At 70.6% G+C, this 13,978-nt stretch carries 9 protein-coding genes; 3 read left to right on the top strand and 6 right to left on the bottom strand.

Translation table 11 applies throughout. The features are described 5' to 3' along the window. The 3 genes from ADX84_RS14165 to hisS form a co-directional block, all read right to left on the bottom strand. Positions 1–2,274 (bottom strand): AAA family ATPase (locus ADX84_RS14165; RefSeq protein WP_049573583.1); only part of this gene is annotated, 2,274 nt, incomplete at its 3' end. Positions 2,275–2,440: 166 nt separating this feature from the next. Next, positions 2,441–4,891 (bottom strand): tetratricopeptide repeat protein, encoded by a 2,451-nt coding sequence (locus ADX84_RS14160; protein WP_049573580.1) that lies wholly within the window; start codon positions 4,889–4,891, stop codon positions 2,441–2,443. A gap of 153 nt (positions 4,892–5,044) precedes the next feature. Further along, positions 5,045–6,358: a histidine--tRNA ligase gene (hisS, locus tag ADX84_RS14155; RefSeq protein WP_049573577.1), complete on the bottom strand. Its 1,314-nt coding sequence runs from the start codon at positions 6,356–6,358 to the stop codon at positions 5,045–5,047. 1,008 nt (positions 6,359–7,366) lie between these two features. On the opposite strand from hisS, the gene ADX84_RS14150 reads away from it, so the two are divergent. From ADX84_RS14150 to ADX84_RS14140, 3 genes are all read left to right on the top strand, one after another. Beyond that, a complete protein-coding gene (locus ADX84_RS14150) occupies positions 7,367–7,984 on the top strand; it encodes an ATP/GTP-binding protein (protein ID WP_049573572.1) in 618 nt (205 codons plus the stop codon). Between the two features lie 129 nt (positions 7,985–8,113). Then, entirely contained in the window at positions 8,114–10,420 is a 2,307-nt protein-coding gene (gene secA2, locus ADX84_RS14145) for an accessory Sec system translocase SecA2 (RefSeq protein WP_049573599.1), read from the top strand. Between the two features lie 180 nt (positions 10,421–10,600). Continuing rightward, positions 10,601–10,870 (top strand): DUF6406 domain-containing protein, encoded by a 270-nt coding sequence (locus ADX84_RS14140; protein ID WP_026128913.1) that lies wholly within the window; start codon positions 10,601–10,603, stop codon positions 10,868–10,870. A gap of 812 nt (positions 10,871–11,682) precedes the next feature. On the opposite strand, the gene ADX84_RS14135 is transcribed toward ADX84_RS14140, so the two are convergent. From ADX84_RS14135 to ADX84_RS14125, 3 genes are all read right to left on the bottom strand, one after another. After that, complete coding sequence (locus ADX84_RS14135) at positions 11,683–11,955, bottom strand: hypothetical protein (RefSeq protein ID WP_199776595.1); 273 nt, start codon at positions 11,953–11,955, stop codon at positions 11,683–11,685. A gap of 630 nt (positions 11,956–12,585) precedes the next feature. Beyond that, on the bottom strand, positions 12,586–12,999 hold the full coding sequence (locus ADX84_RS14130) for a hypothetical protein (RefSeq protein ID WP_053107294.1): 414 nt from the start codon (positions 12,997–12,999) through the stop codon (positions 12,586–12,588). 21 nt (positions 13,000–13,020) lie between these two features. Then, positions 13,021–13,872, bottom strand: a complete 852-nt coding sequence (locus tag ADX84_RS14125; protein ID WP_049573565.1) for a spermidine synthase — start codon at positions 13,870–13,872, stop codon at positions 13,021–13,023. Between the last annotated feature and the right edge of the window lie 106 nt (positions 13,873–13,978).

Raw genomic sequence — 13,978 nt, 5'->3', positions numbered from 1 at the left:
CAGCATGGGGGCGGCCGGGGGCTGGGGACGAGTACGGCGCCGCGGGGTCGGGCGACGGCTCTCCTCGGCCAACAGCTCCGCCTCACGCACCGCCTCGAACTGGCTCAGAGCGTGTCCCTGTTCCCACCAGACCACCAACTGGCGACGGCGCCGACGGCCCCGCTCCTCGTCCGTGAACGGCCACGGGGCCTCCGGCTCGGCCAGCCCGATCCGCGAGCGCAGCGCGGTGGCGGCGCCTGCCAGGCGGCAGGCGGGCTCGCGCAGCCCGGATCCGAACGCCACCCGGGCCAGGGACACCAGGCTCCGGGCCGCCTCGGCCCGCTGGCCGCTGGCGTGACTGAGCAGCAGCCCCTCGCTCAGGTAGTCGTAGGCCTGACTGGTGTGACCCTGCGCGTGCGCCACCCGGCCGATCCCGGCCAGACAGCGCGCCTCCTCGGACACCGCACCGATCAGCCGCTGGGTGTCCAGTGCCTCCCGGTAACAGCGGTCGGCGGTGATCAGGTCGTCGTTCGTCTCCGCTGCGCGGGCCTGGTTCATGAGGGTCACCCCCACCCCCCAGCGGTGGTCGATGCCCCGCAGCAGCGTGAGTGCGGCGTTGTAGTGGTGGTCGGCGGTGGGGTAGTCGCCCTGCTGGCACACCAGGGCCGCCCGGCAGCCCAGGGCGATCGCCTCGCCCCACAGGTCACCGGCCTCCCGGCACAGACGCAGGGCCTCCTCGACCCGGACCGAGGCGCGGTCAAGGTTGCGCTCACGCACCTCCACCAGGGCCAGCAGGCTCAGGCAGGTGCGCACGAACGCGTCGTCACCGGCCTCCCGGCACAACCGCAGTCCCTCCTCGCCAGCCTCCAGGGCCAGTTCGTGGTCCCGGCGCACACGTGCCAACTGGGCCCGGCCGACCAGAGCCCGCGCCCGGGAGGGAGCCTTCGCGGTCTCCTCCAGCGCCAGCAGCCGGTCCATCCAGTGCGCGCCCTCGGAGTAGTTGTTGTGGCTCACCCAGTGGGCCACCAGGCTCACGCACAGCCGCAGCCCGGGTTCGGCCGCGCCCTTCTGGAGGGACCAGCGCAGCAGCGACCGAAGCGTGTCGTACTCGGCGATCACCCGTTGGCGCCCGGAGTCCCGCTCGGACCACGGCATGGACCGGCTCGACTCCAGCCGCTGCCCCAGGTCCTCCGCCAGACTCAGCATGCGGGTCAGCAGACGCTCCTGGATCGTCTCGGACTCGCCCGAGGCGACCAACCGCTCCTGCGCGAACCGGCGCACCGCCTCGGGCAGCCGGTAGCGCACCCGGCCCTCGAACTCGCCGGTGACGGTGATCAGGGAACGGTCCAGCAGCGACGTCAGCAGGTCCAGGATGGCCGACTCGGGCAGCGACTCATCGGCGCACACCTGCTCGGCCAGCTCCAGGTCCCAGCCCCGGAACACCGACAGGCGGCGCAGCAGCACGCGTTCGGGTTCGGGCAGGCCCCGGTACACGAAGTCCAGCACCAGGGGCAGCACATCGCTGCGCGAGACGGCCTGCCCCGGTCCGGGCTGGAACACGGGTGAGGCCAAATGCGCGCGGAGCCCCTCGGTGAGCGCGGCGATGCCCTCCTCCGGGGCACGGGCGCCCAGCACCTCGATCCCCAACGGAACCCCGCCGCTCAGATCGCACAGGGTCGCCACGGCGTCCAGCTCCGGACCCGTCGCGGTGAACCGTGGGTCACGGGCGCGGGCCCGGTCCAGGAACAGCCGCACCGACTCCGCGTCGGCCGGGTCCGGGGGAGGGGCGTTGCGCGGGACCACCGGCAGGGCCATGGCGGGCACCCGCCACACCGTCCCCCCGGTCAGCCGCACCGGGACCTCGCTGGTCAGCAGTACCGACAGGGCGGGGCACTCCGTGAGCAGGGTCTCCCCGACCGCGATCACCTCGTCCGCGATGTGTTCGCAGGAGTCCAGCACCAACAGCAGTCTGCGGTCCCGCAGGGCCTCGGTCACGGTCACTCCGAGCGGCAGCCCGGGCTCCTCGACCACCCCCACCGCCTCGGCGATGCGCGCGTGCACCTCCAAGGGGGTGCGCACGTCGGTGAGGTCGGCGATCCACACCCCGTCCGGGAACGAGACGGTGGACTGCTCGGCCACGCGCAGGGCCAGGCGCGTCTTGCCGATGCCGTCCGCGCCGCACAGGGTGACGGACCTGCTGGAGCCGAGCAGGCGGAGCAGATCGCTGAGATCTCGCTCCCGACCCACGAAACTGGTGCCCGGCAGGGGGAGATTGTGCCGCGCTGGCGCGGTCAAAGGTGCCATGGCCTTCACAAGTAGGGGCTGTTGGGGGTGTTCTCACCACGGAGGATACGAGGGGGGACGGGGGCTTGCGTCATCGAGGTGGGCGAAGTGGCTTGGACTTTCTGGTTTAGCGGGTGCACGCGCACTGTGCAAGTGCTTCGGTGCGAACACCCTGAATTCAGCCGGGTTCTCTCGGTGAGGCCCAGCCGGTCAACTGCGTCCTCGACGAAATCGAAAGTTTTCTGAAGATGTTCGCGATATGGCGGGCGGCGGTGGCCTGACTGATGGTGAGACGGGTCGCGATCTCCCGGTTGGACAGCCCCCGCTCCGCCAGCGTCGCGATCTCCCGTTCCCGTGGGGTCAGCGAGTCCGGCCCGGACAGCTGGGGCGCGGGCGGGCGGGGAAAGGCCAGGGCCCGGTCGCGCACCTGCTCCAACGGCAGCGGACGCCAGGCGTTCCAGGCCTCGGTGGCCCGTCCCGCCCCCACTCTTCGCTCCACTGCCGACCGCAGCCGGACGGTCTCGGCCGAGGGCCGGTCCAGCGCCGTCCGCAGGTCGGCCGCCACCCCGGCCAGGGCCGCCGCCCGCGTGGGCTCCTCCTCGGCCAGCGCCAGCTCCGCCAGGGCCTCCAGAGCCTCGGCCACCGCGATCCGGCGACCCGAGGTGAAACTCACCCGCAGACACCGGCCCAGCGGCTCCCGGGCGGACAGGGGGTCCCGCGTCGCCAGGTGCAGGCGGCCCAGGTCCGCGGCGCACCTCGCGGCGTAGGGGTCGGAGGGCAGCTCGACGAAGACCTCCAGGGCCTCGGAGAACAGCTCCCGGGCACGCTCGTGGTCGTCGGCCTCGGCGGCGATGGTGCCCAGTCCGTACAGGGCGCGCGCCTCACTCCAGCGGTCGCCCAGACCCCGCGAGGAGTCGGCGCTCTCCTCCAGGTGAGCGACGGCCTCCCCGGTGGCGCCCCGCCGCCGGGCCAGCTCGGCCAGGACGCCCCGGGTGCTCGCCTCGGTCATCGGATCACCGGACAGGCCCGCCCAGTCCAGGGCCCGGGCCGCCTGCCGTTCACCCTCCTCCAGCGAACCCAGGCGCATGGTGAGCGTCGCCAGGGTGGTCAGGGCCGAGGCGGCGGCGATGGGTTCGCGGCAGGCCCGCGCGGACTCCAGCGCGCAGGAGGCCAGGCTCTCGACCCTGGGCGCGGGGTCCACGTCCAGGCGCAGCTCCGCGTGCAGGGCCAGGGCCCTGGCGCGCAGCACGGGCGCCTGATCGTCGGGCTGGTGCGACAGCACCCGCTCCAGGAGCCTGCTGCCCTCCGCTGACAGGTCCCGCATCAGCCAGTAGGCCCGCAGCGCCACGCACACCCGCAGGGCGTCGTCCACGCGGCCGTGTGAGAGCGCCCACTCCACCAACCGGGAGTGGTTCTCCCGGTGGTGGTCGTACATCCGCAGCCGCCCGAGCCACTCGTCCCAGGTCTGCGAGGTGGCGGAGCTCTTGGCCGCCTCCTCCAGCCGACCCACGGTGAACCGCAGGTAGCGGTCCCAGCGCCGGTCGCTGTCGGCTCCCAGGCGCTCGGCCGCGTAGGCCCGCACCGTCTCGGTCAGCCGGTAGTGCGCGGTCCCGTTGACCTCGGCGTCCATCACCACCAGGGACTTGTCCAACAGGGAGAAGTGCAGGGAGAGCACGTCCGTGGGGTCCACGCCGTCGCCCGAGCACACGTCCTCGGCGGCCTCCAGGTACCAGGTGGAGAACAGGGACAACCGGTGCAGCAGCAGCCGCTCGGTGTCGCTGAGCATGTCGTGGCTCCACTCCAGCACGGCCCGCAGGGTCCGCTGGCGTGCCGGGAGGTGGCCGGTGCCGTCACTGGTCAGGAGCTGGAAACGGTCGTCCAGTCGGCGCAGGATCTGCTGGACGGACAGCACCCGGACCCGGGCCGCCGCCAGCTCGATCGCCAGTGGCATGCCGTCGAGCATGCGACAGATCTCCGCCACGTAACCCGAGTTCTCGCGGGTCATCTCGAACCCGGAGCGCGCCGCGTGGGCCCGGGTGAGGAACAGGCGCACCGACTCGTACCGCTGCGCGTCCCGCCGGGGGATCGGCGCGGGGACCGCCGCGTAGGGATCGGTCGGTGTGGGCCGCGCGGGCAGCGAGAGCGGCGGGACCCGCCAGATGTTCTCCTCCTGCACGTGCAGCGGCTGGCGGCTGGTCACCAGGATCCGGACGCGGGGACAGTCCCGGAGTACGGCCTCGCACAGCTCCCCCATGGGGCCCACGGCGTGCTCGCAGGTGTCCAGCAGCAACAACAGGTGCTGGGTGCGCAACGCCGTGATGACGCCGTCCATGAGCGTCGTGGAGTCGCCGTTGACCGCCTGGAGGCCCGCCGCGACCGCGCGCAGCGCCTGTTCGCGGTTGGTGGCCTCGCTGAGGTCGATGAACCGCACACCGTCCGGGAACCGGCGCAGGACGCGCTCGGCGAGGTGGAGCGCGAGCCGCGTCTTGCCGATTCCGCCGGTGCCGGTCAGCGTGATCATCCTGGCCGTGCCCATGAGGCGGCTCAGGTCGACGATGTCGCGTTCACGTCCGACGAACTGGATGAACTCACCAGCGGACAGGGGCAGGTTGTGGCGAGGAGGAGACATGGCCTCGATAACTAGAACACCAATCGGCCCGTGCCTGAGGTACGGCACGGAGTACAGCCTGTCCCAGTCTCGCACCCGGGCCCTGAGGCTGTCTCGCGAATGGCCGGTTCCGGCACGGGAGGTCGGAAACCGCCCGTGCCGGACCAGAACCTGCTAAGTGGCGGGGGACCACACGGCCGGGTCGGCAGCGCCCTGCTCACCCTTGGCCATGTCCTTGACCTCGTGCTCGCCGCCCTCCTCGAAGGGCGGGAACCACACGAAGGGGATGCCCTTCTTGGAGGCGTACTGGATCTGCTTGCCGACCTTGGCGGTGGAGTGGAACACCTCGGTGTTGAACCCGCGCTCCCGCAGCAGCTCACCCGTGCGCAGGGCGTCGGCGCGACGCTCGGCGTTGGGCACCACGACCATCACGTCCGTGGGGCAGACCCGGCCCGCCTCGATCCGGTCCTCCGCCACCAGCTTGGCGAAGATGCGGGTCAGGCCGATGGAGATGCCCACACCCGGCAGCCGCTTGCGGATGAACTGCCCGGCGAGGTTCTCGTACCGGCCACCGGCGCAGATGCTGCCGTATCCGGGGTCGTCGTCGAAGGAAGCCTCGTACACGGTCCCGGTGTAGTAGTCCAGGCCGCGCGCGATGGACAGGTCCGCGACCACGCTGCCCTCGGGCAGGTCGGCGAGGTCGTTCAGGACGAAGGCGAGCTCCTCCAGCCCCTCCTCCAGCAGTTCCGAGACCACACCGAGCGCCCGGACCTCCTCGACGACACCGGCGCCCCTGATCCGGGCCAGCGCCAGGCAGGGGTCGATCTGCTCGGTGGTCAGGCCCTCGCCCTCCAGGATCTCGCGGACGCCGTCGTCACCGATCTTGTGGAGCTTGTCCACGGCGCGGATCACCGCGATGGGGTCCTTGACGCCGAGCCCCTCGTAGAAGCCCTGGAGCACCTTGCGGTTGTTGACGTTGAGGGTCCATGCCGGGATGTCCAGCCCGCTGAGCACCCGGTGCACGATGCGGGGCAGTTCGGCGTCGAAGTGCAGCGGCACCGAGTCCACGTTGATGACGTCGATGTCGCACTGGGTGAACTCGCGGAAGCGGCCCTCCTGGGGGCGCTCACCGCGCCAGACGCGCTGCGTCTGGTAGCGCTTGAACGGGAAGGTCAGCTCGTTGAAGTGCTGGGCGACGTACCGGGCGAAGGGCACGGTCAGGTCGAAGTGCAGACCGAGCCTGGCGTCGGAGTCGTCCTTGGCGTCGGCCTGGAGCCGGTGCAGCGTGTAGACCTCCTGGGAGGTCTCGCCCTTGGCCATCAGCACGTCCAGGTTCTCCACGGAGGGGGTCTCCACGGACGCGAAGCCGAAGGACTCGAACCCGGCGCGGATATGGTCCAGCCAACGCTGCTCCACGGCCCGGACCTGTGGGGTCCATTCGGGGAAACCGCTGATGGGAGTGGGGCGGACGACGCGCTGATCGGACATGTGGGGTTCTCGGCTCCCTTGGGAGTGTGCGGCGTGTTCGGGAAGGCGCCCCTCGACCCGGACCGCGGCCGTCGCCGCAGGGGGAGGGTGCCCGTCCATCCTACGCACCCGAGCCGCACCCAGGGGCCCGCTCAGGTGGAGTCCCGTCCGTGCGTGCGCCCCAGCCACTGACGGAGTGCCGACTGCGCGGCTCAGCCACAGCCGGTGTGCTGCCCTGCCCCCTCGCGGGTGTGAGCCTCACCCGTACATCTTTGCCACTGGGGGGTACCCGTTCGAGCGCCGGAGAGGGTTCTGCAGGAGGAGTCGAGCCGCTAGCGAGGAACGAGCGTCAGGCGTGGACGACGACGAAGAATCCCTCTGCAAAGGCGCCGAACACGCACCGAAGCGAAGCGGAGGTGCAAAGAAAACACAGCCACCACACCCACCGGCCCACGTGGACGGTTGTGGGCCGGTGGGGCTGTGGGCGCCCGTCGGTGGGGTGTGCGGCCGGGCCGACGTCGAAGAGCGAGACGTCGGGGTCGGCCGTGCGCCCCTGGGCGCCGCCAGGGTCCCGTGGTGGTCACGTCCTCGTGCCAGGAGGTCGTTGCGACCGCGCTCAGGCGGGTGCCCTGCTCTCCACCGTAGATGGCGGGGCCGGTGCCGGACAGGGATCGGCGCGGCCGAAAGCGGCCGAAAATGGCCGCTCACAATGTCGTAAAGTCAACCTGCCGGGGTACAGGAGTGTGCTTGTCTGACTACGGTCCGTCGGACACGACGGACTCCTCGCCACGAGGTGGACATCCACCCTCGTGGCCCTTCTGCTGCGTTTCGACCCGCATGGGCGCTGTGGTCGGGGATGTGACGTCTTCCCGCACTGTGTCGAAACCCCGGATTCCACTGCTGTCCGGTGTTAGGTTCCAGTAGCGGTCGTTTCCCGTGAGTTCGGAACCCGGGATCGCCGTGCCCCTCCAGCCCGGGTCGTGTGCGCCGTCCGTCCGTGCAGGCCCGGCACTCTCGCTAGGACTAACAGTGATCCACTCAGCTAACAGTACGAACAACGTCCACGCACCCAGTGAGCTGTCCACCAAGATCATCATCGCCGGGGGCTTCGGGGTCGGCAAGACCACGTTCGTCGGGGCTGTGTCGGAGATCCCCCCGGTCCGCACCGAGGCCGCCGTGACCGCGGCCAGTGCTGGTGTGGACGACCTCTCGCACACCCCGGACAAGACCACCACCACGGTCGCCATGGACTTCGGTCGTATCTCCCTGGACACCGACCTGACCCTGTTCCTGTTCGGCACGCCCGGCCAGCAGCGTTTCTGGTTCATGTGGGACGACCTCGTCCGGGGCGCCCTGGGCGCGGTGATCCTCGCGGACACCCGGCGGCTGGAGGACACCTTCCAGGCACTGGACTACTTCGAGCGGCAGTACCGGCTGCCCTTCGTCGTGGCGGTCAACGAGTTCGATCCCGAGGCCGCGTACAGCGCCGACGAGTTGCGCGACGCCCTCGACCTGACCCCCGACGTGCCCGTGGTCTACTGCGACGCGCGCGACCGCAGGTCCGTGGTCAAGGTCCTGGTCACCCTCGTCAAGCACGGGATGGCTCTGGAGGCGCGACAGCGCCACCAGCGTCAGCTGGTGAACTGAGCGGGCCCACCGGGGTTGCGCACGAGTCGCTGGTCCTGGGTGTTCTGTCCCCCTTGGAGCCGACAAGCTGGTACCCGAGAGGAACCATTCGCTTGTGTCCGGCGTTACCCTGGCGTGGTGTTCGGACGAATGGCGGAAAGCGTCCGCCGCCTACTGGGCAAGCCCGGTGCGGTGGACCTGCGGCCCTATACCAAGCTCCTGCCGGCGATCGAGGCCGAAGAGGAGGGTCTGCGAGAACTCAGCGATGGCGAGCTGACGGAGAAGGCCATCGACCTCGGCTACGCCGAGCTTCCCTACTCCCAGAGTGACCTCGTGAGTCTGTGCGCGGTCGGCCGTGAGGCCGCCCGGCGCACCCTCGACGAGCGCCCCTTCGACGTGCAGTTGCTCGGTGTGATGGCCCTCCTCGACGGCCACGTCTCCGAGATGGCCACCGGTGAGGGCAAGACCCTCGCCGGTACCCTCGCCGCCGCCGGGTTCGCCCTGCGCGGCAAGCGGGTCCACGTCCTCAGCGTCAACGACTACCTCGCCCGGCGTGACGCCGAGTGGATGGGCCCCCTCTACGCGATGCTCGGAGTCACGGTCGGCTCCGTCAGCGAGGAGTCCACCGTCGACGAGCGCAAGGAGGCCTACGGCTGCGACGTCACGTACGCGGCCGTCAGCGAACTCGGCTTCGACGTTCTGCGCGACCGCATGGTGACCGACGTCGACGACCGGGTCGTGCCCGAACCCCACGTCGCCATCATCGACGAGGCGGACTCCGTGCTCGTCGACGAGGCCCGCGTCCCCCTGGTCCTGGCCGGTGCGGCCGAGGCCGTGGCCGCCGACGTCGAGATGGCCGACGTCGTACGGGGCCTCAAGCCGCGCCTGCACTACGAGGTCGACGGGGAGGGACGCAACGTCCAGCTCACCGACGCCGGTATCGACGCGGTCGAGAAGTCCCTGGGCGGCGTGGACCTGTACTCCGAGGACGACACCTCCGTGCTGCCCCAGGTCAACCTGGCCCTGCACGCGCACGTGCTGCTCCAGCGCGACGTGCACTACGTGGTGCGCGACGGCGAGGTGCGGCTCATCAACGAGTCCCGCGGGCGGATCGCCCTCCTCCAGCGCTGGCCCGACGGCCTCCAGGCGGCGGTCGAGGCCAAGGAGAAGGTCGCGGTCAGCGAGACCGGAGAGGTGTTGGACTCGATCACGGTCCAGTCCCTCGTCCTGCGCTACCCCACGCTGGCCGGGATGACCGGTACCGCCATGAGCGTCGCCGAGCAGCTGCGCGAGTTCTACGAGCTCGAGGTGGCGGTCGTTCCCTCCAACAAGCCGAACGTCCGCGAGGACCACGGCTCGCTCCTGTACGCCACGCGTGAGGAGAAGGAGGACGCCCTCGTCGCCAAGGTGGAGGAGATCCACCGGACGGGGCGCCCGATCCTGATCGGCACGCAGGACGTCGCCGAGTCCGAGCTGCTGGCGGACCGGCTGCGCCAGGCCGGGCTGGAGAGCGTCGTCCTCAACGCCAAGAACGACGCGGACGAGGCCTCCATCATCGCCGAGGCCGGTACCCACGGCGCGATCACCGTCTCCACCCAGATGGCCGGGCGCGGTACCGACATCCGGTTGGGCGGCAGCGACATGACCGACCGCGACCGGGTGGTGGAGACCGGTGGTCTGTTCGTCATGGGCTTCGGCCGTTACCCCAGCAGCCGTCTGGACGGCCAGCTGCGCGGGCGGGCCGGGCGTCAGGGCGACCCCGGCGACTCCATCTTCTTCGTCAGCATGGACGACGACCTGCTGGTGAACCACGCCCCCGAGACCACCGGCTACAAGACCACGGCCGACGGTGAGATCACCGACGAGGGCTGGTTGGCCATGGTCGACCACGCCCAGCGGGTCTCCGAGGGTCAGCTGCTGGAGGTGCACCGCAACACCTGGCGCTACAACAAGCTCATCGACGTGCAGCGCGAGGTGGTCCTGGAGCACCGGGAGCTGGTCCTGTCCGGCGGGCAGGGGGACCGGCACGTCGCGGCGGACCGCAAGGCGCGCCACGACGAGCTGGTGGAGGAGCTGGACGCCGACGAGGTCGCCCGCGCCGCCAAGCTCATCACGCTCTACCACCTGGACCGGGGGTGGACCGACCACAACGCGTTCCTCTCGGAACTGCGCGAGGGCATCCACCTGAGGTACCTGGGCCGACGCGACCCACTGGACGAGTTCAACCGCGAGGCGGTCCCGGTCTTCAAGGGCTTCCTGGACGAGGCCCGGTCCCGTGCCGCGGACAGCTTCGAGGAGCTGGAGGTGGTGGACGGTGAGCTGGACGTCAGCTCGGTGGGCGTGAAGCGTCCGTCGATGACCTGGACCTACATGGTGCACGACCACCCGTTCAGTTCGGCCCTGGAGACGCTCGTGGGCAGGCTCAAGGGCGGTCGGGGTACGTCGAGCGGTGACTGATTAATTCGCGGAACCGCCACTCGCGCGGGTCGGGACCAAAGTCCCGGCCCGCGCATTACTTTTGTCGGCTAGTCTGCTGAAGCGCTAATCAAACCCGTCGGTTCCCTGTTTAATTGGTGGGCACGGGTTAAAATGGATGCGTTTTCCAGGTTATTCGAGACGGTTGGGACTGAATCCACGGTGGTCCACGAGATCGGCGCGCAGGAGAAGATCAGTTACGGGCGCAACGACCGCTTCGCCGGCGGGCCCGTCGGTGGCGGTAGCTTCTGGACCGACGACGACGGTCAGCCGGTCGCCAAGATCGGCGGCCCGAAGGAGTGGCGGCCCACGCCCATGATCGACGTCCGCGTCAATGACGTGTTCAGCGTCGGTGGCCAGGCCTGGCGGGTGACGGAAATCGTCGACGCCGATTCGCCGAGTGCGTATCTGCTGGCCACACGGATTAGCTGAGGTCACTCCCCGGGCGGGCCTCGGGGAGGTTTTCTTCTGGCCCTCGTCGGAATCGCCGCCCCTCGCGACCGTTCTGTTGGTCGCGGTGGAACGTTTCCTGTTTCGGTTTTACCGACGAGGGCTTCTTTGTTTGTCCTCATCAGGATTTCTCGTGCCCCGAGGTGTTCGCGCACGTGTGCGACGGTTCGGTGGCACTGAGTTATCGCAGGTCGGCGCTGGTGCGCGGGGAATCCCCCGGAGGGTAATCGAGACATTCCGGTTACCCGAAGGGGGGTGTTCGCGTGACCGGTGCATCGTTAACGTTTGTGGAGTAGGCGCGCCCCCTGAGCGTGTGGGAGGGTCCGTCGTCCACCGGGAACACGGGTGGTCGCGCCGGTCACCGTCGGACCCAGGGGCTGTCCCCCGCCCCTGGGCCTGGCTCGCTCCCCGGGCCGTGTCGCCCCGACCGCCCCTGGCGGGGCAGGTCCGGCGCCCTCTCCTTCACCTTCTCCTCCGTTCTCCGTCGGCGCGCCCTCGGTCGGCTGCGGGCTGCCCCGCTGGGCGAGAGTGGATCAGGTTGCAGAAAGCTCGCCGCGTCCGCAGTGGCCCTCTTCCGCGATGCACGCAGGACATTCCAGTCAGACCGAGCGGCGCTCTGGTCTTGCGGTAGAACGAGTTCCAGTATTAGCCTCTGGGTGTGCCTCGCTCGGCGGGGGTGCCCGACAGTTCGGTCGTGGGGTGCTCCCGACGGCAGGTGAACGACCGTCGCCCGTCGAAGTCGGATCGCGCCCCGGCCTCGGCGGGCGTCGTCCGTTCCAAGGGGGCGGTGGGGGTCAGCCGAGGAGCCGGGAGATCTCTGCGAAGGTCGGGCAGGGCCAGGGCAGACGGCAGCCCTGGCAGTGCGGGTCGTCGCCTTCGTCGGGCCTGTGCAGGCCGAGCAGATCCATGCAGACTCCGGCCAGGGCGGAGACCTCGTTGCGCGCGTTGGCATAGAAGGCGACGTCGTTGATCCGTGCCAGGGCGCTGTCGGAGCGGGCGTCGGGGAGCCCGACCGTATCCGGCTCCCAGGGCACCGCGCGGTCGGAGCGCTCCAGTATGCCCTCCACACACCGGAGCAGCCTGGCGTGTTCGGAGGTGTGGACACTCCCTGTCGCTGGTCTCGTGAACGGCGGCATCGCTGATCGCCCCCAACGGGTGGATACGCAGCGGCTCATCCCCCAAGGAAAAGCACTGTGACATAGCGTACACACCTCGTCGCGTATTGTCGCGACTTGGGGGTGTGGTCCGCCCCGGGCGCGTGGCCGCCGGACCAGGGGAGACGGGGGCGCGGGCTGTCCCCAAGGGGAGGGACAGCCCGCAGGTCGGGGGGAGGGAACCCGTCGCACGAGCGGGCCCCGCCTGGGGAGCGGTCAGCCGCAGCCGCCGCCGCAGCCGCAGGAGCCGCCGTTCTGGCAGCCGCAGCCGCAACTCGATCCGCAGCCGCAGCCGCTCAGGCCCGGCGGCCTGGTCAGGGGGTCGGTCACAGTCCCTCCTCAAGGGCTCGACGCCGTCACCCGTGCGCGATCACACCCGGTCCGGGATCGGACCCGGCGCCACGGGCGAGTTTCCCGCCCCAGGAAGTGCCCGCTGCCCGGCTTTTCCAATCGAAGACGGGAACCTTGCCCTTCCGTGACCGTGGGACGTCACGACGCGGACACCCGGGGTGCCCATGCTGACCAGTGCCTTCACTTTCGAGGTCAGACGAAGAAGTTCGAGGCCGTGACCGGTCGGCGTGTCATTCGGTAGAGCCAAACCTGGCCCAGGAGCATGACCGGAACCACCGGCAGCAGCATGGACCACACGAACACACCGGCCATCCCGGGAAGGCCCATGGCTGGCAGTTCGGCGGACAGCGCCACCACCAGCCCCGGCGCGGCCATCGCCAACGCCGAGGTGTGCCGGGAGAGCAGGGGACCGGTCAGCCCGCTCGTCGCCGCCAGCGCCGCCACCAGCGCGACGACCAGGGCCGCCGCGACCTCGGGGCGCCGGAACGGTGCCGCCAAAGCCGACCCGACCAGCACGGTCGACACCACGGCCGCCAACGCGACCCGGGCCAGGGGTCGGGTCGCCCGGGCGGCGGAGTCCGCGCTCTCCGCCTCCGACGCACCCACTCCCCTCGGAGTACGCGGACCTCAGAAGATGTCGGTCGGCGGCGCGGGGGAGTCCCGCGCGTCCGCGTCGTGCACGGGGGAGTGGCCCGACAGGAACCGGTCCAGGTCCTCGCCCTCCACCAGCCGGGCCATCTCCGGGTCCCGGTGGGCAGCCCGCCCCAGCTCCTCCGTGGGCAGCGGCCGGTGGCCCGCCACCAGCACCAGGTTGCCGAACCGGCGCCCGCGCAGAACGCCCGGCTCGGCGCTCATCACCACGTGCGGCAGCACCGACCGCACGGTGGCCACCTGGGCGCGCGTGTGCTTCAACGCGTAGCCGTCCCCGACGTTGACCACCAGGAAGCCCCCCGGCCGCAGCACCCGCGCCGCCTCCGCGTAGAACTCCACCGAGGTCAGCCGCGCCGGGGTCCGCGCCCCGGAGAAGACGTCGGACACGATGAGGTCCGCGCTGTCGTCGTGCCGGGCGGCGATCCAGTCCCGGGCGTCGCCGATGCCCACTCGCAGCTGCGCCCTGCGGTCCCACGGCAGGCGCCGTCGCACCAGTTCCACGAGCGCCGCGTCCACGTCCACCGCGCGCTGGCGCGATCCCGGACGGCTGTGCGCCACGTACCGCGCCACCGTCAGGGCCCCGGCGCCCAGGTGCATCGCCTCCACCGGCTCGCCCTCCGGGGCGACCAGGTCGGTCGCGTGCGCGATCCGGCGCACGTACGAGAAGTCGAGGTAACCGGGGTCGGACAGGTCCACGTGCGACTGCGGTGTGCCCTCCACCAGCAGGAACCACGAGTTGGCGCGGTCCGCGTCGGCGAGCAGGTCGACCCCCGGCACCACCGAGACCTCCTCCTCGGCCTCGACCCTGTCACGCACACGTCTGCCCATGCCCCCGCCTCACTCCTCGCGATCCCCCAACGTTAGGCGCAGCCGGGAGCCTTCGGAAACGGACGCGCGATCCCCCTCGAAGGAGCGCTAGCCTGGGGTTCCCCAG

It is taken from the genome of Nocardiopsis sp. SBT366 (assembly GCF_001083815.1).
GTDB classification, from domain to species: Bacteria; Actinomycetota; Actinomycetes; order Streptosporangiales; family Streptosporangiaceae; genus Nocardiopsis; species Nocardiopsis prasina.
This window is presented reverse-complemented; position numbering and strand designations above follow the sequence as displayed.

Coding starts and splice junctions, on each gene's coding strand:
- ADX84_RS14160 (WP_049573580.1), bottom strand. CDS start 4,891: ATGTCTCCTCCTCGCCACAACCTGCCCCTGTCCGCTGGTGAGTTCATC.
- hisS (WP_049573577.1), bottom strand. CDS start 6,358: ATGTCCGATCAGCGCGTCGTCCGCCCCACTCCCATCAGCGGTTTCCCC.
- secA2 (WP_049573599.1), top strand. CDS start 8,114: ATGGCGGAAAGCGTCCGCCGCCTACTGGGCAAGCCCGGTGCGGTGGAC.
- ADX84_RS14125 (WP_049573565.1), bottom strand. CDS start 13,872: ATGGGCAGACGTGTGCGTGACAGGGTCGAGGCCGAGGAGGAGGTCTCG.